Here is a 20651-nt window from a genome sequence, read left to right as displayed (position 1 = left end):
CAACGGCAGGCAGGAGAAGGGCTAGCACGCCGCCAGGGCCTTTTCCTGCTTCACGCGCTCCTTGAGCGTGTTGGAAATGTCGGGGTAGCGCTTGCCGACCTCGCTGAAGGTGGCGCAGGCCACGTCGTGCTGCTTCAGGCCGACCAGCGACACGCCGAGCTTCAGCAGCATGTCGGGGGCCTTCTTGGCCTTGGGATAGTCCTTGCTGGCGGCGAGGAAGACCTCCGCGGCATCGCGGTATTTCTGCTGGCCAAGCAGCGATTCGCCCAGCCAATAGTGCGCATCCGCCGTTTTCGCGTCACGGGGAAAACGCGCGATGTGGTCACGAAAACCCTGTTCGGCGGTGCCGTAGTCGCCCGAAAGGATGAACTGGTAGGAGTTGCGGTAGAGCTCCTCGGGATCGTTCGTGGAAGGCAGCGCCGCAACCACCGTGCCGTCGGACTTGCCGCTCTTGGCCGGAGCGCCGGTGGCTGGAGCGACATCCTGCGCCGGTGCGGTCGCCTGCGTGCTGCCGCCGGCATCGACCACATTGCCGTTCTTGTCGACGGTGATGCTGCCGAAGGTCTTTTCGGGCGCTCCCCTTCCGGGGATCACCTTGCCCGGATCACCGTCAGAGGATTCGACGATGACGTCCTCGACGCTCTGGCCGCCGCCAGCCGACTGGCCGGCCGCTGCCCGATTGTCGGCCTCCGCGGGCGGTTGCGTGGCCGGCGCCTCGGCCACGCTGTCATCGCTGTCGGCGGGCGCGGCCTGTGACTTCTTCTGCCCGGCCGGCTGCTGCGCACCCTGCGTACCGCCTTCGAGCTGCTGGAAGCGGAACTCGTTGTCTTCCTGCTGTTTGCGAATCTGCTCCTGCATTTGCAGGATCTGGAAGTTCAGTTCCTCGATCTTGCCGTTCATCTGGCGCAGTTGGTCCTCGAGCCCGGTGGCGCCTGTGCCAGTCGACTGCTGCGCGAACTGAACCTGGTCCGACTTCTTCTTTTCGCCGAAAACGCCAGGCAACTCGATGCTGGGCAGATGGAACGAGAAGCCGCTGTCGGCTGGCTGTCCCGTGCCATCAGTCCCTAAGCCACCCGCCATCGCGGTGACGCCTGAAAGGAGCAGCAGCGCAAGCGTGCCGCTCAGAACTGATCTCAAATGCATATGCCTCTCGCCGTGTCGTTAGCTTGTTCGCGCCTTCCAATCGGTATGGGACCAGCCAAGCGCCCTCGGCTCATAGCAGGACGCGAGACTTCGGCCAAATTTTGTTTGAAGGGACCAAACATGAAAAAGGCGGCCTTTCAGCCGCCTTTCGCAAACCTGTGTTGCATTTTTGCCGTCGTGTTTTTCGCGCGTCGCTCGACGCGCGAAAAATGTCAGGAGCCGGCGCCGCTGAGCGTGGTGACCGCGCGGCGGTTCTGCGACCAGCAGGAGATGTCGTCGCAAACCGCGACCGGCCGTTCCTTGCCGTAGGAAATGGTCTTCAGGCGGTTGGCGGAGACGCCCTTGGAGACCAGGAAGTCGCGCGTGGCGGCGGCGCGGCGGGCACCGAGCGCCAAATTGTATTCGCGCGTGCCGCGTTCGTCGGCATGGCCTTCAACGACGATCGCATACTGCTTGTACTGGTTCAGCCACTGCGCCTGGCGCGACAGCGTCGTCTGGGCGTCGGCGCGGATCGAGGAGGAGTCCGTGTCGAAGAAGATGCGGTCGCCGATATTGACGGTGAAGTCCTGCGCCGATCCGGGCGTTGCGGCACCGGCGCCGTTGAGGCCGAGATCGGCGGCGCTGTTGGGCGTCTTCTTCGAAGCGCAACCGGCAATGGCGAGCATCGCCACCAGCGCGATCATGACGGGATTTCTGGTAAGTGCTGCGATACGGCTCATGCCGCCTCTCCTTCGCATTCGAGTGATTTCGTTGATCACCCAGTAACCACGTTTGGGTTAACCGGCATTCAAGAAACACGGTTAAAATTTGGTTTAGGCCGCCCGTCCGCAGCCCTTTGATCCGGGCCACAGTTGGCGCGGACCCTAGGCGGAAATGCGGCCAAAACGCGACAAAGAGGTGGAAATGGAGAATTGAGGAATTGAAGAAATGAGGAAAAGGGTCATTTCAACTTCTTCTTGAGATTCACCAGCATTCCATAGATATGGACATAGGATTGCAGCCATTCATCGCGCTGCGCGTGGGTGATGTAGCCAAGGTCGAACGCATACGAAATCCACGTCTCTACTTCGCTGCATGATCCCATGGCCATCGAAATGAAACGCGCAAATCGGGCCTGGAATGGGTCTGTTTGGCAAATCCTTCAGCCAGATTGGCACAGATCGCCTTGCTGGATCGCCGCATTTGGTCAGCCAACGCGTATTGTTTTTCGGAAAAACAAGCGTGGCCTTGTGGACGTCGAGGGAAACCCCATAAGCGTGCCTATAGACATCCAAATCCTTCGCGCGCTTGATGTAGCCCGCTTCTCTCTCCATCCCTCAATTCTTCATTTCTTCATTTCTCCAATTCCTCTCACTCCAGCAGCGGCGACCAGGCCGGATCGGAGGCAAAGTTCGCGGTCGGGATCGACTGCTCGTTGCGGCCGGTGAGATCGACAGAAACCAGTTTCGGGCCGCCGGCGGAATCGCGGAAGAACATCAGCACGCGGCCGTTCGGCGCCCAGGTCGGTCCTTCCTGCTGGAAGCCGGATGACAGGATGCGCTCGCCCGAACCGTCGGTCTTCATAACGCCGATCTGGAATTCGCCGCCGGTCTGCTTGGTGAAGGCGATGAGATCGCCGCGCGGCGACCACACCGGCGTCGAATAGACCCCGTCGCCGAAGGAGATGCGGGTCTGGCCCGAACCGTCGGCGCCCATCACATAGATCTGCGCGCGTCCGCCGCGGTCGGAGGTGAACACCACCTTGCTGCCGTCGGGCGAATAGGAAGGCGAAGTGTCGATGGCGGTCGAGTTGGTGAGCCGGGTCGTCGAGCGGCTCCTGAGGTCCATGGCGAAGATGTTGGAATTGCCGTCGTCGCGCAGCAGGCTCATGATCACCTTCTGGCCATCCGGCGAAAAGCGCGGCGCAAACGTCATGCCCGGAAAATTGCCGACCAGTTCGCGCTGGCCGGTCTCGATCTGCAGGAGATACACCCGCGGCTGGCCGCTCTCATAGGACATGTAGGTGATTTCCTGCCGGTTCGGCGAGAAGCGCGGCGTCAAGACGATCGCCCTGCCGTCCGAGAGATAGCGCACATTGGCGCCGTCCTGGTCCATGATGGCGAGGCGCTTCTTGCGCGCATTCTTGGCGCCGGACTCGTCGATGAAAACGACGCGCGTGTCGAAATAGCCCTTCTCGCCGGTCAGCCGCTCGTAGATGGCGTCGGCGATGATGTGAGCGACGCGTCGCTGATTGGCGTCGTTGGCGAAGAATTGTTCGCCCGACATCTGCTGTCCCGCGAACGTGTCCCACAGCCGATACTGCGCGCGGATGCGCCCGTCGGCCTCCTTGCTGACGCTGCCGGTGACCAGAGCCTGGGCATTGATCACCTTCCAGTCGTCGAAGCGAGGCGCTGCGTCAGGATTGGCGATCTTCTCAATGAAGGCGCTTTTGTCGATCGGTGCGAACAGGCCCGAGCGCTTCAGGTCGGCGGTGACGATGCCGGAAATCTGCGCGCCAAGCCCATCGCCCGACTGGAAATCGGTGATAGCGATCGGCAGCGGCTCGACATTGCCCTTGTTGACGTTGATCTCGACGAGCGCCCACGCAGGCATGACGGCGCCGGCCATCGAGCCCAGCGCCATTGTCGCGACCATCAGGAGCGGCTTGAGGATGAATTTCATGTCTTCTCGCTTCTCTTCACTGATTCTGCGGAGGGCAGGCCTCAAAGGCCAAGCATTTCCCTCGGATCGAAAGTGACACGGACCTGGGCCCAGATGTCCTGTTTGCCCGCCGGAACCTGAAGGCCGGCCATGTTGCATTTCTGAACCGCACGCACGGCGCTTTCATCGAATTGGCGATTCCCGCTCGATTTCTCGACGGTGGGCCGGCCATCCAGCTTGCCCGAGGGGTCGAGGTTGAACATGACCACGGCGACGAAATTCTCCGAGCCCTCCAGCCCCGCCGGCAATGTCCAGCAACCGCCAAGCTGATCCGACAGGGCGCCCAGTTCTGATCTCGACAGCTTCTGGCCCTGGTCCTTCTCGCCGCCGAGCGAAGCCTGCTGTGTCGAACGCTTGGCGCCGCCGCCGGAGGGCTTCTGCTTGTCCAGCAGGGCCGAGATCTCGTCGGAATTGAACTGCTTGTCCTCCGATTTCGGCTTGGATGAAGCCTCCTTGACCGGTTTGTCGGCGTCCTTGCGCTCCGGCGCCTTGGCGCTTTCGGCCTGTGCCGGCTGCGGCTTCGGCCGCGCCTGAGGCGCGGGCGCGGAGTCCGGCAGTTGGGCATCGTCAGGCTGGTCCTTGGCGATCGCCTGGGCGACCGCGTCCGGCTTCACCTCGGGCGTCGGCTCGATGGCCGCGGTCTTGTCCTGTGGCGGTGCGGGCGTCGGCTCCTTGGCCGGCGCCGGCTTCGGCTCGGTCTGCTTGACCGGCTCGGGCTTGACCTCTTCCTTGGGCTGCGGCGCGGGAGCCACTTCCGTGGCCGGCGTCGGCTTGGGCTTTTCCTGCGGCTTCGGCACGTCCTCGGTCTTCGGCTTTTCGATCGGCGTTGGCGCCGGCGGCGGAGCCGACGTCATGTCGACCGGCTTCGGCTTGGCCTCGGGCGTTATCGGCTTGTCGGTATCGACGCTGTTCTCGCCGACCTTCTGCGCGTCCGGCACCACATCGGGACGCTGCGTGGGCAAGGGCGCCGGCTTTTCATGCACCACCGATTTCTTGTCGCCCTGCAGCACCTGGGCAGTGGCTTCGATCGGCACGATGTCGACAGCGACCGACTCGACGTCGGCCGACGGAAGCGCGGCCGGTGCCGACAGCGTGAACAGGCCGAAGCCAATCAGCGCCGCATGCATGATCACCGATGTGGTGAGGCCGGTCCTCATAGTGGGTCTATTGATCCTGTTCCTGCAGTGAAACCAGGCCGATATTCTTGTAGCCGGCGGCCGAAATGCGGGCCATCACCTTCATCGCCGTGCCATAGTCGGTGGACTTGTCGCCGCGGATGAAGATGCGCTCGTCATAGCCGGTCTTCGAGATCGCCTGCAGCTTCGCCACCAGTTCCTCGATCGGGATTTCGGTCTCCTGGAGATAGATCTGGCCGGCGGCATTGATCGAAACGGTGATCGGCTGCGTGTCGGCATTCATCGCCTTGGCCTGCGTATCCGGCAGATCGATCGGCACGCCGACCGTCAAAAGCGGCGCCGCGACCATGAAGATGATCAACAGCACCAGCATCACGTCGACCATCGGCGTGACGTTGATTTCGGCGATGAGGCCATGATGGCGGCCGCGCCGCCTATGGCCGCGTCCGCCGCGTCCAGCCATGCCTACGGACATTCCCATCGGCTTACTCCTCAGGCCTTCGGCGCTACTTTTTCATCGATTTGGCGCGAGAGTATGGCGGAGAACTCGTCGGAGAACCCTTCCATGCGCACCGCGATCTTGCTCGCATCCGATGACAGCTTGTTGTAGGCGATGACGGCCGGAATGGCGGCGAGCAGGCCGATGGCGGTCGCCAGCAGCGCCTCGGCGATGCCGGGCGCGACCACCGACAGGCTGGTGTTCTTGGAGCCGGCGATCGCCTGGAACGACGTCATGATGCCAATGACGGTGCCGAACAGGCCGATGAACGGGGCCGCCGAGCCCGTGGTTGCGAGGAAGCCGAGGCGGCCTTCGAGCTTCTCCATCTCGCGGGTCAGCGCCAGGTCCATCGCCTTATCGATGCGGGTTTGCAAGCCGAGCGGCGTCTTGGCGCCTTTTTCGAAACTCTTCTTCCACTCGCGCATGGCAGCAACGAAGATGGCGCCCATGCCCGATGTCTTGCGGTCGGCCAACGTGCGGTAAAGCTCCTCCAGCGACTGCCCCGACCAGAACACCTGCTCGAACCGGTTCAGCGCCAGCCGCATGCGGGCATAGGATACGAGCTTGTCGACGATAATCGCCCAGGTCCAGACCGAGGCGCAGAGCAGCCCGATCATGACCAGCTTGACCACCCAGCTGGCCTGCATGAACAGCGCCCAAATCGACAATTGCGCGCCCGGTTCGGCGAGTGCGATATTTTCCATCGTAACGTCCTTAAGATTTCCGGGCGAAGCTGGCGGCTGGCCCCTGGCATCCCTTGTGGTCGGTTCGCGCGAAGCTACCGGAACAACCCCAAAACGTGCCTTTCGCGGCCTTTTCGGGGCAAATGTTGGTGAAAGGAAGGCGCTGGATAGCGCCAATCTTCACCAATCTCTTCATGAACCGTTATGGTTAAGGATGGGTTAGTCGATCAGGCGCGGCGCATTGCCGCGCTTCAAGCCGGCACCGGCGATACCTACGAGGCCGACCTTTTAGCCTGCCTTGGGTATGAACGCTGCTATCCACTCCCTGGGGAAGCGGCGTGGCCGGCCATTCTCGCCGATGATCGCCGCCTCCACCCTGGCCTCGACCAGCACCTCGTCGCCGCGCTTGAGCTGCTGGGCCATGAAGATGCGCGCGCCGGAGATTTCCTCGGTCCGGGTGTCGATCGTCAGGATGTCGTCCATGCGGGCCGGCATGCGGAAGTTGATCTCCATGCGACGCACCACCCAGACTATTCTTTCGCCATGCTTGCCATCGGCAAGTTCGGTGTGGTGGACGCCGCTCAGCCTCAGATAGTCGGAGCGGCCGCGCTCGAGGAATTCGAGATAGCGGGCGTGGTAGACGACGCCGGAGAAATCGGTGTCGGCATAATAGACCCGCGCCATCAGCCGATGGCCGAACGCCGTCAGCGCACCGGAAATCCCCGCCAGCAAGGTCGCGGATTCACCATGATCGTCCATTGCGCTTCCTTTTTCAGTCGCGGCAAGGCACCTGTGCCGCGCGTGACATGGCATCGGATGGCACTGTTGACGGCGATGATCAAGACCTTGGTGGCGGCGCTGTTCGTGGTGATGGCTCTGTTCGTCGTGATGGCTCTGGCCGGGCCGGGCCAGGCCGCGACCTTCTCCACGAAGCGCGGGCTCAATCTCGACCAGTGGGTGACCTGGCCGGGCGAAGACCAATGGGGCAACGCCAAGGCCATCCTGCCCTACCCGGAATGGCGCAAATTTCTCAAGGACGACGATCTCGAGGCTTTGAAGCATGCAGGCTTCGATTTCCTGCGCATGCCGGTCGATCCTTCGCCTTTCCTTTCCGAAAATACGATGGCCTTGCGCGAGGATCTCTATGCCAGCGTGCTGGACTCTGTCCGCATGATCAACCGCGCCGGCCTGAAGGTTGTCGTCGACATGCATCTGATCCCAGCCGGCGGCGGGCGCAAGATCGGCATGGCCGAGGTGATGAACAACCCGGTGACATTCGATGCCTATGTCGAGATGGTGCGCAAGATGGCGCACACGCTCGCCGGGGAAGACCCGGGGCAAGTGGCCTTCGAGCCGATGAACGAACCGATCGTCGACTGCGACGCCGACGGCACCAGCCTGTGGCCGCAACGCCAGCAGAGGTTGTTCGCCGCGGCGCGTTCTTCGGCGACGAGATTGACGCTTGTGCTGACCGGGGCCTGCTATTCCGCGGCGTCGTCGCTGGAAAAGATCGATCCGATGGCGATCCCGGACGACAACGTCATCTGGACCTTCCATTCCTACGATCCGTTCCTGCTTACCCATCAGGGCGCGACCTGGGCCGGCGATTTCATTCCCTATGTGACCGGCCTGCCCTACCCGCCGACCGCGGTGCCGCGGGCTGAGCTCGACGTCACGCTCGACACCATCCGCGCCAGGATCAAGGCCGAGGCGCCTTGGGCGCGGCAGGACGGGCTGCTTGCCTATCTCGACGAGCAGGTAGCCAGCATGGACACCGACGCCAAGCTGCTTGGTCTCATGGACGCCCCATTCAAGGCCGTCGATGCCTGGGCGAAGGCCAACCGCATCAGGCCGGAAAACGTCACGCTGGGCGAGTTCGGCATGATCCGCCAGGAATACGGCAATCCCTATGTGATGCCGGCCGGCCATCGTGCCGCCTATGTCCGGGACATGATCGCGCGCGCCGAGGCGCATGGCTTCTCCTGGTCGGTCTGGAGTTACGGCGGCGCTTTCGGCATCGTCGATGCTTTCAACGGCGAAAAGGCCGAGCACGATGTGCTGGACGTGATCCGGTCGCTTCACTGAGCGCCGTTGCTCCACACCGCCGGGATCGATCAGCAAGATCTCCGGTCGCACGCCGCAAAGCGGTTGCGACGCTTGATCGCCGGCCCGAACGCCGCCGCCGGGGGCCGCTATTCTTCCTGGAACAAATTGATCTGCTGTTGCGCCGGGTCCTTCGGCGCGTCGAGGCCGAGATGGCGCCAGGCATTGGCCGTCAGCACACGGCCGCGCGGCGTGCGCTGGATGAAACCCTGCTGGATGAGATAGGGCTCGATGATGTCCTCGATGGCATCGCGCGGCTCGGACAGGCCGGCGGCGATCGTCTCGATGCCGACCGGCCCGCCGCCGAAATTGCGCGCGATCATCGAAAGATACCGGCGGTCGAGCGCATCGAGGCCGAGCGCGTCGACCTCCAGCCGGGTCAAGGCCTCGTCGGCGATCAAGCGGTTCACATGACCATCGCCGGCGACCGAAGCGAAATCGCGCACGCGCCGCAACAGCCGGCCGGCGATGCGCGGCGTGCCTCGCGCGCGCCGCGCGATCTCCAGCGCGCCGTCATCGCCGAGCGGCATTTGCAGGATGCGTGCGCCGCGCCGCACGATCTGCTCCAGTTCCTCGACCGTGTAGAAGTTGAGCCGCACCGGGATGCCGAAGCGGTCGCGCAGCGGATTGGTGAGCAGGCCGAGCCGCGTGGTGGCGGCGACCAGGGTGAAACGGGCAAGGTCGATCTTGACCGAGCGCGCCGCCGGCCCCTCGCCGATGATCAGGTCGAGCTGGAAATCCTCCATCGCCGGATAGAGGATCTCTTCCACCGCAGGATTCAGCCTGTGGATCTCGTCGATGAACAGGACGTCGCCTTCTTCGAGATTGGTCAAGAGTGCAGCGAGATCGCCGGCCTTTGCGATGACCGGTCCGGAGGTTGAGCGGAAGTTGACGCCGAGCTCGCGCGCCATGATTTGCGCCAGCGTCGTCTTGCCTAGACCTGGCGGCCCGACGAACAGCACATGATCGAGCGCTTCCTTGCGCCCCTTGGCGGCCTCGATGAACACTTTGAGGTTGGCCCGCACCGCCGCCTGGCCGACGAAATCGTCGAGCGTCTGCGGCCGCAAACTCTGATCGGCATCCTCGCCGCGTTTTTCCGGAGCGATCAGACGGGGGGAAAGGCTCATGCCGCCTTCCTTGCATATGGCCGGGAACCGGACAAGCGTGCGCTCACCGCGCCAGTTCCTTGAGCCCGAAGCGAATCAGCTTCGACGCGTCCGCCTCCTCGCCAGCCGTCTTCAGTGCCGCCGCCACTGCATTGGCGGCGGTGTCGCGGGAATAACCGAGATTGACTAGGGCCGAGACCGCGTCTGTGATCGGCGCGGCTGCGACGCCTTCGCCGAGCTCCTGCTTGAGACCGATCGTGCCCGCCGCTGAACCCGCATAGGCCGGCGCCTTGTTCTTCAATTCGGTAACGATGCGCTCGGCCACTTTCTTGCCGACGCCGGGCGCGCGGGAGACCATAGCGATGTCGCGCAGCGCGATCGCGTTGGCAAGGTCGGCCGGCGCCAGCGTCGACAGGATTGCCAGCGCCACCTTGGCGCCGACGCCCTGCACATTGCTCATCAACAGCCGGAACCATTCACGCTCCAGCACCGACTGGAAGCCGTAGAGCCGGATCATATCCTCGCGCACATAGGTCTCGACGAACAGCACCACCGCTTCGCCGGGCGAAGGCAGCGCGGCAAGCGTCCGCGCCGAGCAGTAGGCGACATAGCCGACGCCATGCACGTCGACGAGGCAGTGGTCCTCCTCGATCTCGTCGAGCATACCCTTGAGCTTGCCTATCATGCCAAATCTTTCATGGAAGATAGGCCCTCATGGGTGCGTTTCAGGAGAAATGATGTCAAGGTCCGGGAAATAACTGCGATAACGCGCGGCGTCGCGCGTCAAAAGACGATGTCCGGCAACGGTCGCATGAGCGCCAATAAAGAAGTCCGGCAAGGTTCGTTCGCGGATTCCACCAGCACGGCGATAACGGGAATGCGTCACACCTGCAAGGAAGGCCGCATCCCAGGGCAGAAACTCGCGATCGATCTCGAGCATGTCGACCGCTTTTCGAAGCGCTGCCTCCGAGGCGATCAGCGGCGCCAGTTCAGACCAGATGATCGTATTGACCACCAAGTCGCCGTCGCGGCGGCATGAGGCGATTGCAGACGCCGACCATTTTGTCAGCGGTCCGGCCGGCCCCCAAACGTCGATCAGGACATTTGTGTCAATCAACGTCGAGATCTTCACGCGGCCCCCTCAGCCACTCCATATACTCGTCGGTCGTCATGCCACCCAGATCCAACGTCCCCTCCATCCGGTCAAGGACATTACTGAACCTGCGCAATTTCTCCTCCTCGGGGAGATTCTCGTTGACGGCCACAAGCCGAGCACCCTCATCGGTGGCCACGAATTCCACCTCGGAGCCCGGGCGGATACCCAGGTGATCCCTTATCTGTTTGGGGATCGTGACTTGGCCTTTGGTGGTGACGCGCATGGTAATACCTCAAAGTATTACCTACGACAGACAAGGGAACAAGTCAAGAACATCGTCAACCGGCAAGTGCCATCCGATAGGCGACGCTTTGCCGGTGATGCGCGTGGCAAATGGCTATGGCGAGCGCGTCGGCGGCATGTTCGGTGTCGAAGGTCGCTTTCGGCAGCAGCACCTTCACCATCATGTGGATCTGCTTCTTGTCGCCATGGCCGACGCCGATCACCGCCTTCTTGACGGCATTGGGTGCATATTCGGCAACGACCAGGCCGGCGCGTGCCGGCACCAGCATGGCGATGCCGCGCGCCTGGCCAAGCTTCAGCGTCGCCACCGCATCCTTGTTGACGAAGGTCTGTTCGACGGCCGCCTCATGCGGCATGGCCGTATGCAGGATTTCAGCCAACCCGTCATGCAGCTGGCACAGCCGCGTCGCCAGCGCCGCCTTGTCTTCGGAACGCACCGTGCCGGACGCGACGAAGCGCAGCGAATTGCCGAGGCTTTCGACAATACCCCAGCCGGTGCGCCTGAGCCCCGGATCGATACCGATGATGCGAATCGCGTCCCTCATCCGGTTACTCTATCTCCCGGAGACAGCGATGCCAGCGAAATGTGAACAAACCGGAAACAGTAACGCGCTGACCGGGAACGTTCCAGAATAGTTCAGTTTCGGGCGAAAGCCGTGTTGAGCAGGCTGATCTGGTCCGAGACCGGATTGGGCCGGCGGCTCACGGGCTGCATGTCGACCACCGCGCCGGCGCCGTAGATCTCCTCGTCCATGCGGCGCACCAGTGCCTGCAGGCGCAGCGACCGGTTGACGAGGTCGAGGAAATCCTTGGGCAGTTCGGCCCAGCCGGCCGCCTCGTCATGGGCGGAGGCGGTGTCGAGGCGCACCTTGGACTTTTCCGATGCGACCTGGTCGCGGGTCATCTCGCCGGAATTCGCGGCGCGCTGCAGAAGCAGCCACGAGGCGACCTGCATCAGCCTGGTGGTCAGCCGCATCGATTCGGCCGCATAGAGCGTGGCCGCCAGCCGCGACAGCTTCTTGGCCTCGGCCCGGCCCTTGCCGTCGAGATACTCCGCCGCCTGTTCGACTAGCCCCATGCCTTCCTGGTAGAGCGGTTTGAAGGAGTGCGAAAAGACCCGACGTTCCGCCAGCTTGACGGTTTTCGCGCTGCCCTTCGAAGGCTCGTTCATCGATACGCCCCTGCACTTGCAACCGGCCGATTCGGCTTACTGCCGATACACCCGGAACCCTACATAACTGAAGCTTGAAAATGCGCCTCGTCCGGGGTGAAGGCAAGCACATGTTTAACAGAAGGTTAACGTGATCCGGTGCGGACCGTGTCGCTGGAAAGCGGACAAAAAAAGAGCCGCGGATAAGGCGGCTCTCAGGAGTTTAACAGGGAGGCGTCAAACAAAGTGGCTCCAACCACTCGGTAAGAATCCAGATCACTGGATGCGCATAGTAAACGCCTGTAAAGCTTAATGAACCCTTAACGGCGCCGATGTTTTTTGAGCGAACCCCGCGCCACTGTGCCGTAACAGTACAGTTCCTGAAGGATGTGCCGAGCCTCGGCTCAGGCCGTTTTCCAAACCGCCGGCAAGGCAATGAAGGCAAACAGCAGCAAGGCCGCGTAGAAACCCATCGAAGACGCCGCCACCAGCGGTTCGATCGCGGCATCGCCGCCAAGCAGGAAGTAGAGCCCGATCAAAAGGCCGATGCCGCTGATTGCGGTCAGCCAGAAGTGAACGACGGCAACCGTCTTCTGTCCGACCGCCGGAAACAGGTGATAGAAGAAGGCGAAGACCGCCGACATCAGCCAGCCAGCGACCATCGTATGGGCGTGGGTCGGCATCTGGCCATGGTCCTGGCTGATCGCCATGTACAGGCCGAGCGCCATGCCGCACAGCGCATAGATAACGGCCAGCGTGAAGAAATTCCGTGCTACCCCTTGCATATCTTTCCCCCAAGTTGCCTTTCCCGTGTTCGGGAAAGGGTTGATCGTCAGGCGATTGCTCTCGCCACCGGGCTCCCGGCGCGGGCGCACTAGCATCGGCACTGTTTCTGGACGATGTCGCGCCCCCGGACGCCCCTCATAATAGCAGAAAACCGAATGGCGCGCTCGCAATATCAGTGGCTCCTTACGTTAGCCGGCACTTGAAACAGAACTGGTTTTTTCACGACATCGTTCCGAAACAGGCGCGGCGATAAACGCTTGGCCATCGAAGCGGCAGGCGAGGATTCGCTCCTTCCGCTACATCAGGCGCCGGGGAGAAGCATGGACTGGTATTCGATCGTTAAATTGCTGCACATTCTTTCGGCGACCCTATGGGTCGGCGGCGGTTTCGCGCTGATGGTGCTGGCGACGCTCGCCGATCGGTCGGGAAACATCCAGGGAACGCTGCAGGCAATGCGGGCCACGGGCGAATTGGGAAACCGCTTCTTCGCGCCGATGTCGATGCTGACATTGGCCTTCGGGCTAATCATGTGCTGGTTCTGGGTCGGCTTCTCGCAACTGTGGATCCTGATCGGCCTTGCCGGCTACGCCACCACCTTTTCAATCGGCATGTTCGTCTTCAAGCCGAGCGCCGACCACATGGGCGCGATGATCGCCAGGGATGGCGTGACGCCGGCCGCCCTTGCCTCTGGCCAGCGCATCTTGCGGGCGGCGCGCTTCGACTATGCGGTAATGCTGATCATCATCGCCGACATGGTGCTGAAGCCGACCATCGACGACTTCACGGTCCTTGCCGCCATGGGGCTTGTGTTGGCGGCTGGCGCCACCCTGGCGCTCGGCGGACCAAGGCGCATGGTGCCGAGCGTCGCCTGAGGCAGGCGAAAACGGTCCCGGCTACATCAGGCCGGCGATCCCGTCCCACAGAAGCTTCACCGCGACGACGGCCACCGTCGCATAGGTGAAGGGATAAAAGATCTCCGGACGCATGCGGCGCACCAGCCAGGCGCCGGCGATGGTGGATAGCGGCGCCAGCGGCATCAGCACCGCCGACGCGGTCAGATTGGTGCTGTCGAACTGGCCGAGCGCGAAATAGGGAACGAGCTTCAGCGCGTTGGTGGCGGCAAAGAAGATCGCCGCCGTGCCGGACAACACCTTCGGGTCGAGCCGGATCGGCAGCGCGTAGACCTGAAAGGGCGGGCCGCCGACATGGGCGACGAAGCTGGTGAAGCCGGCGACCGTGCCCCAGAGGGCCGCGGCGACGCGGTTGGGCTGCGCCGCATGGTCGGCGCCGTGGCGGTACTTCAGATAGAGCCAGCGCAGCACGAAAATGATGGCGACGGCGCCGACGATCAGCCGCACGGCCTCCTCGGTGACCAGTGCGGCCGTCAGCCAACCGAGACCGATACCGATCACCGCGCCGGGCATCATGTCGACCAGCATCTTCCTGTTATAGACGCCCCACCATGTCCATACCGAAACGATGTCCATCAGGCATAGGATGGGCAGCAGGATGGCCGCCGCTTGCACCGGCGGCATGGTCAGCGCCATCAGCGGCACGCCGACGAAACCGACCGCGCCGCCAAATCCGCCCTTGGACAGGCCGACCAGAATGACCGCCGGGACGGCGGCCGCATAGAACCACGGATCGGAAAGCAGGCCTGACATGGAGGAGGGACTGGTCTGGAGGGAAAGCGAGTCAACGCCTGAATAGCCCAGATTCCCGAGCGGAGCGACAGCAAATGTGGGCGTCGCCACAGCAAGGCCGGCCCATTCTGCTCTGCCTATCGCCGGGCCGAGACCAGCAGGAACATCGGCCGCTCGAGCTCTTCCGCCAGTTCGGGCTTGGCCGCGATCTGCGCGTCGGTCGGACGGAATTCCTCGACATGCTCGATGGTGAAGCCGCACCGGATCAGCGTGTTGAGCGTGGTGCCGATGGTGCGGTGATGTTTCACAACTCCCTTGGCCAGCCAGTCCGTCTTGCGCGGTCCCTCCACCAGATACCGGTCGACGGGCCATGTCTTGCGGCCTTCGGCATCGACAGACCAGCCGGGATGCGTCGGAGCCATATAGATCGGATGCTCCGTCGAAAAGACGAAATGCCCGCCGGGGACCAGGCACCGGTGCACGGTCTGGAACAGCCGCGCGGCATCGCTGACATAGTGCAGGGCAAGCGAGCTGTAGGCGAGATCGAAAGCCGTCGGCGGCAGGCTGAGTTCATCGAGATCGGCGCGTTCGTAGACGATGCCGGCGTCCGGGCCGGCGGCACGCGCCCGGGCGAGCATCTTTTCCGACAGGTCGAGACCCAGAACCTCCTTGGCCCCGTGTTCAAGAGCCCAGCGGCAGAACCAGCCGAAGCCGCAACCGAGATCGACGATTCGCAAGCCGCTGACGTCGGGAAGCATCGCGCGCAACGCCGGCCATTCGGCGGCGCCCTCCAGCCCTTCGACGGACCGGCCAAGTTGGCTGTAGCCTGCGAAGAAGTCCGGCTGATCATAGACATTCTGCGCCATGTTCTTTCCTCGTTGTTCATATGCCTGACTGGCGGAGCCGCCACGCATTTCCACCACCGCCAAGCAGAGTCAAGAAACGCGGACCGGTCATGCGCCGAGCGGTGGCGGCCGCCGCCGGATCGGCTGCGCCTTGATGATGGCGGTGCTGGTCTCGGCCTTGTCGGCGATCCGATCGAGGATGCCGTCGAGGTCGCCGATCGAACGCACGAACAGCCTGGCGACGAAGCAGTCGTCCCCCGTCACCTTGTCGCATTCGCCGAATTCGGCGATCTCCTCGATCAGCTTCTGGACGATGTGCAGCTTGCCCGGCAGCGGCTTGATGCGCACGATCGCCTGCAATGTATAGCCGAGCGCCAGCGGGTCTATCTCGACGGTGAAAGCCCTGATCACGCCGCGCTCCTCGAGCCGCCGCAGCCGCTCCGAAACGCTCGGCGATGACAGCCCGACCTGGCCGGCCAGCTCCTTCAGTGAAGTCCGCGCATCCTTCACCAGGATTTCGAGGAGACGTCGGTCGAGATCGTCAAGCATTTCACATTCTCAGGATTTCCGGGTATTTACCTATTTTTAATAGGCAAAACCAGCATGTCACCTTTCTCGCTGGATGGAAAGCCCAGGATCAGCATGAGATTATGCACGCTCAATGATCTGGAGATTTGCCGTGAGCGATACAGCACGTGGGACGATCGAAATGTCCACCGCAATGGCGATCCTGGGAACGATCGGATGGTTCGTCGTCCTGTCCGGCCAGCCTATCATGGATGTGGTGTTCTGGCGCTGCGCTTTCGGCGCGGTGACGCTGCTCTTCATCTGCGTCGGCCTCGGCCTGTTGCGCAACAGGCTGTCGCTTCGCGTTTTCGCCATCGCGGCCCTCGGTGGCGCCGCTATCGTCGTCAACTGGCTGCTGCTGTTTAGTGCATTCTCGCGCGCGTCGATCTCGATCGCCACCGCTGTCTACAATACCCAGCCTTTCATGCTGGTCGGCTTCGGCGCGCTCTTCTTCGGCGAGCGGCTGACCCTGACGAAATTGACTTGGCTGGCAATCGCCTTCGCCGGCATGGTGCTGATCGTCGAGGCCGCCCCTGACGCCGGCGATATCGGCACCAACTATTTCGCCGGCATCGTCATGGCGCTGGCCGCTGCCTTCTTCTGGGCCGTCGCCTCCATCGTCACCAAGAAGCTCAAGGGCACGCCGCCGCATCTCATCGCGCTCGTCCAGGTCTGCGTCGGCGTGTTGATGCTGGCGCCCTTCGCCAATCTCTCGCATCTTCCGACCGACGCAAGGAGCTGGGCCATGCTGGCGACGCTCGGCATCGTCCACACCGGTCTGATGTACATCCTGATGTACGGCGCCATCCAGAAGCTGCCGACGCACCTGCAGGGGTCGCTGTCCTTCATCTACCCGATCGTTGCGATCCTGGTCGACGTCACGGCATTCGGCCATCGCCTGCATCTCAGCCAACTCGTCGGCGCCGCCGCCATCCTGATCGCGGCCGCCGGCATGAATCTCGGCTGGAAATTGTGGAAGCCAAGGCCTGCCGCGGCAGGTGCGCAACCGATCGAGTAACGCCAATCGCCGGCGCTTCGGCGGTCAAAAATAGCGATCCCGCCTGCCCGCCTGTTCAAAGCGGGCACTTTGCTCTATGCCGCAATCCAACCATCTTCGCCCGGCATAGGCGAAACCCGGGATCGAAGACCATGAACGACGCAACGCCCCCCAATCGCTGCCGCATCGTGCTGATCGCGCCATCTGGCGTGCCGGCCGCCCGTATCGTCTCGGCCTTCGAGGGCGGCGACGTCGCCTCGCTCATCCTGCCGCAGAACGACATGGACGAAGCTTCCTTCCAGGCCTTCGCCGCCGAAATCGTACCGGCGGCACAGGCGGCTGGCATCGCGGTCGTCATTGCCGGCGATACGCGCATCGCCGGGCGTGTCCAGGCCGACGGCATTCATGTCGAGGTCTCCAAGGCCGAGCTCGCCGAGACGGTCGAGCATTTCCAGGCAAAAATGATGGTCGGCGCCGGCGGCGCCAAGACACGTGATGACGCGCTCGAACTCGGCGAAGTCAGGCCCGACTATATTTTCTTCGGCCGCTTCGGCTACGACAACAAGCCCGATCCGCATCCGCGCAACCTGGCGCTGGGACAATGGTGGGCGCAGATGATTCAGATCCCCTGCATTGTCATGGCCGGATCGGAGCTCGCTTCGATCGAAACCGTCGCAGATACGGGCGCCGAGTTCGTCGCCCTGTCGAGTGCGGTGTTCGCCGACGGCGACGATCCCAAGGCGGCGATCGCGCGGGCCAATGCGCTGCTCGACGAAACCGCACCGCGTTTCGAGGACTGACGTGTCTTCGGCAAGGCTTCCCCTTCAGGCCCTGCTTGCTGCGGTCATGATCCAGGCCGCTGCCGCCGAAACGATTCCTTCGCCGCACCCTAAGCCGGATGCCGGCGTGCATACCGACAAGCCGATCGAAAAGCAGTTGCCGCAGCCCGCCACCACCGCCGAGCCAGCGCCATTGCCTTCGGCCGACGCGATCAATCCCGACCGCTTCGGCGCCAAGCCGGCGGATGCGGCCTACGGGGCTTTCCAGCGCGGACTCTACAAGACCGCCTACAACCTCGCGCTGGTGCGGGCGCAAAACGGCGACCCGGCGGCGCAGACGCTGGTGGCCGAGATCCTGTCGCGCGGACTGGGCGTGCCCCTTAATGCGGCCGAAGCGGCGAAATGGTACGCAGCCGCCGCCGAGCAAGGGGTGCCGGAATCGCAGTTCCAATATGCGCTGATGCTGCTCGACGGCCGCTACGTCAAAAAGGACGAAAAGGAAGCTTATGCGCTGATGCAGGCCGCCGCCGAAGCGGGCAACCGGCTGGCACAATTCAATTTCGCGCAGATGCTGGTCCAGCAGGACCCCGGCGACGCCGGCATCGCCAAGGCCGTGACCTATTACGAGCGCGCCGCGGCGACCGGCCTCGCCGACGCCCAGTATGCGATGTCGCAGATCTATGCCAACGGCGTCGGCGGCAAATCGCGCGACGACGCCCAGGCCCGGCGCCTGCTGGCTCAGGCCGCGCGGCAAAACTATGACACCGCGCAACTCGACCTCGCCACCTGGATGATCGAGGGCCGCGGCGGCGGGCGTGATTTGAAATCCGCCTTCGGCTGGATGAAGCAGGCCGCCGAAGGCGGCAATGTCGCCGCCCAGAACCGCCTGGCGAAACTCTATATGCAAGGCATCGGCACCGAGCCGGACCTCGTGCTTGCCGGCGCCTGGTACATCGTCGCCCGCCGCGCCGGCCTCATCGACCCCGAGATGGACGATTTCCTGCAAGGATTGAGCGACGACCAGACCAAGCAGGCACTGCAGAAGGCAAACCGCCTGCCCTGACGCGATCAGCGGAAATCCAGCGGAAGTCATCGCGCGATGCTCGTCGAGGCAAGTGACCTCGATCTTTCCATGCAGATGGCTATCATGCGGTCGTCGCAGATCCGTCGGCTGGCAAAAGTCTTCGATATCACTACCGAAGCGGTCGCCGCGGTTTCGATGAGAGCGGTTGAGGGTTTATATCGCGGCATCGCTTCTCCAAGGAGGCAATGAAATGGCTTCGCCCGACAAACGATGCACGCATGGCAGCTTCATCCTCGAGGTAGCGCCAAGCGCCGAAGGTTGCGAGGAGTGCCTGAAGACGGGTTCCTGGTGGGTGCATCTGCGGCTGTGCCGCACCTGCGGCCATGTCGGCTGCTGCGACAGTTCTCCGAACCGTCACGCCACCGGCCACTACCGGGCGACCGGCCATCCGGTCATCGAGGCCTACGACCCGCCCGAGACGTGGGGCTGGTGCTATGTCGACGAGGTCATGCTCGATTTCTCGCAGGACAAGACGCCGCAACGCGGCACCATCGTGCGCTTCGATTGAGCCGCCGCCACGGGACACCCGATCAGCGCCAGCTTGCCTCTTCGGGCGATTTGTGGTCTTGGAGGCCCGAAATCGCTGTCTTGCGAACATCTCATTCCCGGATCACATCATCATGGCCAAGATCAACGGCAACGAAATCCGTCCCGGCTACGTCATCGAGCACGATGGCGGCCTGTGGGTGGCCGTCAAGACCAACACGGTCAAGCCGGGCAAGGGCGGCGCCTATAACCAGGTCGAATTGAAGAACCTCATCAACGGCACAAAGCTGAACGAGCGCTTCCGTTCGGCAGAGACGGTCGAGCAGATCCGGCTCGATCTCAAGGATTTTTCCTTCCTCTACGAGCAGGGCGACGCCCTGGTGTTCATGGACACCGAGAGCTACGAGCAGCTCGAGCTGGCGAAGGACTTCGTCGGAGACCGCGCCGCTTTCCTGCAGGACGGCATGATGGTGACGGTCCAGCTCTACGAGGAAAGGCCTATCGGCATTTCGCTTCCCGACCAGGTAACGCTGACCATCACCGAAGCGGACCCGGTGGTAAGGGGCCAGACGGCGGCCTCTTCCTACAAGCCGGCGGTGCTGGAAAACGGCATTCGCGTGCTGGTGCCGCCCTTCATCGGCGCGGGGGAACGCATCGTCGTCGACACCAATGAAATCACTTATATGCGCCGCGCCGACTGATGCATGTCGCCCAAAGGTGGCCCAGGTTTCGGGTCACCGACATGCATCAGGACAAAGGTTAAAGCGCGGGCAGCAGGAAGAGTTACGATGGCACGCTCAGCCCTTCTCAACGTCATGGTCCAGGCCGCAATGAAGGCCGGCCGCTCGCTGTCGCGCGATTTCGGCGAGGTCCAGAACCTGCAGGTCTCGATGAAGGGACCGGGCGACTATGTCAGCCAGGCCGACCGCAAGGCTGAGGATATTGTCTTTGCCGAACTGTCGAAGGCGCGGCCCGGTTACGGCTTCCTGATGGAAGAGCGCGGCACGATCGCCGGCGATGACAGCCAGCACCGCTGGATCGTCGATCCGCTCGACGGCACCACCAATTTCCTGCACGGCATTCCGCTTTTCGCTGTCTCGATCGCGCTCGAGCGCCAGGGCCAGATCGTGGCCGGCGTGATCTACAATCCGGCCATGGACGAGCTCTATACGACCGAGCGCGGCGGCGGCGCCTTCATGAACGACCGCCGCCTGCGTGTCGCCGGCCGCACCAAGCTCATCGACACCGTGATCGGCTGCGGGGTGCCGCATCTGGGGCGTGGCCAGCATGGCAATTTCCTGATCGAGTTACGCAATGTCATGGCCGAGGTTTCCGGCGTCCGGCGCCTGGGTTCGGCCTCGCTCGATCTCGCTTACGTCGCCGCCGGCCGCATGGACGGATTCTGGGAAGTCGGCCTGTCGCCCTGGGACATCGCAGCCGGCCTGTTGCTGATCCGTGAAGCAGGAGGGTTCGCCTCCGACATGGACGGCGGTCAGGACATGCTCGACAACGGTTCGGTGGTCGCCGGCAACGAGATCATCCAGC

Annotated in this window: 28 protein-coding genes; 9 read left to right on the top strand and 19 right to left on the bottom strand. The window is 63.1% G+C overall.

What is annotated here, in order from left to right:
* Positions 1-21: 21 nt before the first annotated feature.
* The 9 genes from ybgF to ybgC form a co-directional block, all read right to left on the bottom strand.
* Positions 22-1143, bottom strand: a complete 1122-nt coding sequence (gene ybgF / locus FJ426_RS29565; protein ID WP_140525051.1) for a tol-pal system protein YbgF — start codon at positions 1141-1143, stop codon at positions 22-24.
* Between the two features lie 212 nt (positions 1144-1355).
* Complete coding sequence (gene pal / locus FJ426_RS29560) at positions 1356-1862, bottom strand: peptidoglycan-associated lipoprotein Pal (protein ID WP_140493251.1); 507 nt, start codon at positions 1860-1862, stop codon at positions 1356-1358.
* A 221-nt stretch (positions 1863-2083) separates the two neighbouring features.
* Complete coding sequence (locus tag FJ426_RS32120) at positions 2084-2227, bottom strand: four helix bundle protein (protein ID WP_246675013.1); 144 nt, start codon at positions 2225-2227, stop codon at positions 2084-2086.
* Positions 2206-2325: a hypothetical protein gene (locus FJ426_RS32115; RefSeq protein WP_246672549.1), complete on the bottom strand. Its 120-nt coding sequence runs from the start codon at positions 2323-2325 to the stop codon at positions 2206-2208. Before FJ426_RS32115 ends, FJ426_RS32120 begins: the two co-directional genes overlap by 22 nt.
* 168 nt (positions 2326-2493) lie before the next feature.
* Positions 2494-3804 carry a Tol-Pal system beta propeller repeat protein TolB gene (gene tolB, locus FJ426_RS29550; protein WP_140493245.1) on the bottom strand — a complete coding sequence of 437 codons (1311 nt, stop codon included), beginning with the start codon at positions 3802-3804 and terminating at the stop codon, positions 2494-2496.
* Positions 3805-3845: 41 nt separating this feature from the next.
* Positions 3846-5000 (bottom strand): energy transducer TonB, encoded by a 1155-nt coding sequence (locus tag FJ426_RS29545; protein WP_140493242.1) that lies wholly within the window; start codon positions 4998-5000, stop codon positions 3846-3848.
* Positions 5001-5007: 7 nt separating this feature from the next.
* Positions 5008-5460, bottom strand: coding sequence for a protein TolR (gene tolR, locus FJ426_RS29540; RefSeq protein WP_140493239.1), 453 nt, complete (start codon positions 5458-5460; stop codon positions 5008-5010).
* An 11-nt stretch (positions 5461-5471) separates the two neighbouring features.
* Positions 5472-6182: a protein TolQ gene (gene tolQ / locus FJ426_RS29535; protein ID WP_140493236.1), complete on the bottom strand. Its 711-nt coding sequence runs from the start codon at positions 6180-6182 to the stop codon at positions 5472-5474.
* Positions 6183-6449: 267 nt separating this feature from the next.
* Positions 6450-6920, bottom strand: coding sequence for a tol-pal system-associated acyl-CoA thioesterase (gene ybgC, locus FJ426_RS29530; protein WP_140554918.1), 471 nt, complete (start codon positions 6918-6920; stop codon positions 6450-6452).
* A 57-nt stretch (positions 6921-6977) separates the two neighbouring features.
* Here ybgC and FJ426_RS29525 point away from each other — a divergent pair, with 57 nt between their 5' ends.
* Positions 6978-8246 (top strand): cellulase family glycosylhydrolase, encoded by a 1269-nt coding sequence (locus tag FJ426_RS29525; protein WP_140560794.1) that lies wholly within the window; start codon positions 6978-6980, stop codon positions 8244-8246.
* 107 nt (positions 8247-8353) lie between these two features.
* On the opposite strand, the gene ruvB is transcribed toward FJ426_RS29525, so the two are convergent.
* From ruvB to FJ426_RS29490, 7 genes are all read right to left on the bottom strand, one after another.
* Positions 8354-9391, bottom strand: coding sequence for a Holliday junction branch migration DNA helicase RuvB (gene ruvB / locus FJ426_RS29520; RefSeq protein ID WP_140554916.1), 1038 nt, complete (start codon positions 9389-9391; stop codon positions 8354-8356).
* Positions 9392-9434: 43 nt separating this feature from the next.
* Entirely contained in the window at positions 9435-10055 is a 621-nt protein-coding gene (gene ruvA, locus FJ426_RS29515) for a Holliday junction branch migration protein RuvA (protein WP_140525049.1), read from the bottom strand.
* A gap of 27 nt (positions 10056-10082) precedes the next feature.
* The gene (locus FJ426_RS29510) at positions 10083-10502 is read right to left on the bottom strand and encodes a type II toxin-antitoxin system VapC family toxin (RefSeq protein ID WP_140493214.1); all 420 of its coding nucleotides are present in this window, start codon (positions 10500-10502) and stop codon (positions 10083-10085) included.
* A complete protein-coding gene (locus FJ426_RS29505) occupies positions 10480-10749 on the bottom strand; it encodes an AbrB/MazE/SpoVT family DNA-binding domain-containing protein (RefSeq protein WP_140493211.1) in 270 nt (89 codons plus the stop codon). Before FJ426_RS29505 ends, FJ426_RS29510 begins: the two co-directional genes overlap by 23 nt.
* A 55-nt stretch (positions 10750-10804) precedes the next feature.
* A complete protein-coding gene (gene ruvC, locus FJ426_RS29500) occupies positions 10805-11314 on the bottom strand; it encodes a crossover junction endodeoxyribonuclease RuvC (protein WP_140560793.1) in 510 nt (169 codons plus the stop codon).
* A 92-nt stretch (positions 11315-11406) separates the two neighbouring features.
* Positions 11407-11940 (bottom strand): DUF1465 family protein, encoded by a 534-nt coding sequence (locus FJ426_RS29495; protein ID WP_140560792.1) that lies wholly within the window; start codon positions 11938-11940, stop codon positions 11407-11409.
* A gap of 383 nt (positions 11941-12323) precedes the next feature.
* A complete protein-coding gene (locus FJ426_RS29490; RefSeq protein ID WP_140493202.1) occupies positions 12324-12704 on the bottom strand; it encodes a cbb3-type cytochrome c oxidase subunit I in 381 nt (126 codons plus the stop codon).
* Between the two features lie 321 nt (positions 12705-13025).
* Here FJ426_RS29490 and FJ426_RS29485 point away from each other — a divergent pair, with 321 nt between their 5' ends.
* Positions 13026-13577 carry a DUF2269 family protein gene (locus FJ426_RS29485; protein ID WP_140517553.1) on the top strand — a complete coding sequence of 184 codons (552 nt, stop codon included), beginning with the start codon at positions 13026-13028 and terminating at the stop codon, positions 13575-13577.
* Between the two features lie 21 nt (positions 13578-13598).
* Here FJ426_RS29485 and FJ426_RS29480 read toward each other — a convergent pair whose 3' ends face one another.
* The 3 genes from FJ426_RS29480 to FJ426_RS29470 all read right to left on the bottom strand — a co-directional run bounded on the left by FJ426_RS29480 (position 13599) and on the right by FJ426_RS29470 (position 15742).
* Complete coding sequence (locus FJ426_RS29480) at positions 13599-14369, bottom strand: sulfite exporter TauE/SafE family protein (RefSeq protein WP_140493196.1); 771 nt, start codon at positions 14367-14369, stop codon at positions 13599-13601.
* 116 nt (positions 14370-14485) lie between these two features.
* Positions 14486-15214 carry a class I SAM-dependent methyltransferase gene (locus tag FJ426_RS29475; protein ID WP_140517552.1) on the bottom strand — a complete coding sequence of 243 codons (729 nt, stop codon included), beginning with the start codon at positions 15212-15214 and terminating at the stop codon, positions 14486-14488.
* An 87-nt stretch (positions 15215-15301) separates the two neighbouring features.
* The gene (locus FJ426_RS29470) at positions 15302-15742 is read right to left on the bottom strand and encodes an Lrp/AsnC family transcriptional regulator (RefSeq protein ID WP_140517551.1); all 441 of its coding nucleotides are present in this window, start codon (positions 15740-15742) and stop codon (positions 15302-15304) included.
* Positions 15743-15872: 130 nt separating this feature from the next.
* Here FJ426_RS29470 and FJ426_RS29465 point away from each other — a divergent pair, with 130 nt between their 5' ends.
* The 7 genes from FJ426_RS29465 to FJ426_RS29440 form a co-directional block, all read left to right on the top strand.
* Entirely contained in the window at positions 15873-16778 is a 906-nt protein-coding gene (locus FJ426_RS29465) for a DMT family transporter (protein ID WP_140560791.1), read from the top strand.
* A gap of 131 nt (positions 16779-16909) precedes the next feature.
* Entirely contained in the window at positions 16910-17557 is a 648-nt protein-coding gene (locus FJ426_RS29460) for a thiamine phosphate synthase (RefSeq protein ID WP_140560790.1), read from the top strand.
* Position 17558: 1 nt separating this feature from the next.
* On the top strand, positions 17559-18599 hold the full coding sequence (locus FJ426_RS29455) for a tetratricopeptide repeat protein (RefSeq protein WP_140517548.1): 1041 nt from the start codon (positions 17559-17561) through the stop codon (positions 18597-18599).
* Positions 18600-18635: 36 nt separating this feature from the next.
* A complete protein-coding gene (locus FJ426_RS31565; RefSeq protein WP_181171627.1) occupies positions 18636-18809 on the top strand; it encodes a hypothetical protein in 174 nt (57 codons plus the stop codon).
* Position 18810: 1 nt separating this feature from the next.
* Complete coding sequence (locus FJ426_RS29450; protein ID WP_140560789.1) at positions 18811-19128, top strand: UBP-type zinc finger domain-containing protein; 318 nt, start codon at positions 18811-18813, stop codon at positions 19126-19128.
* Between the two features lie 112 nt (positions 19129-19240).
* The gene (gene efp / locus FJ426_RS29445; protein ID WP_140493174.1) at positions 19241-19807 is read left to right on the top strand and encodes an elongation factor P; all 567 of its coding nucleotides are present in this window, start codon (positions 19241-19243) and stop codon (positions 19805-19807) included.
* Between the two features lie 87 nt (positions 19808-19894).
* The coding region (locus tag FJ426_RS29440) for an inositol monophosphatase family protein (protein ID WP_140825679.1) at positions 19895-20651 on the top strand (757 nt) is incomplete at its 3' end.

The sequence above is a fragment of the Mesorhizobium sp. B2-6-4 genome (genome assembly GCF_006441495.1).
In the GTDB taxonomy this organism is placed as follows: domain Bacteria; phylum Pseudomonadota; class Alphaproteobacteria; order Rhizobiales; family Rhizobiaceae; genus Mesorhizobium.
The sequence above is the reverse complement of the archived record's forward strand: the minus strand, read 5'-3'. Positions and strand labels throughout refer to the sequence as shown.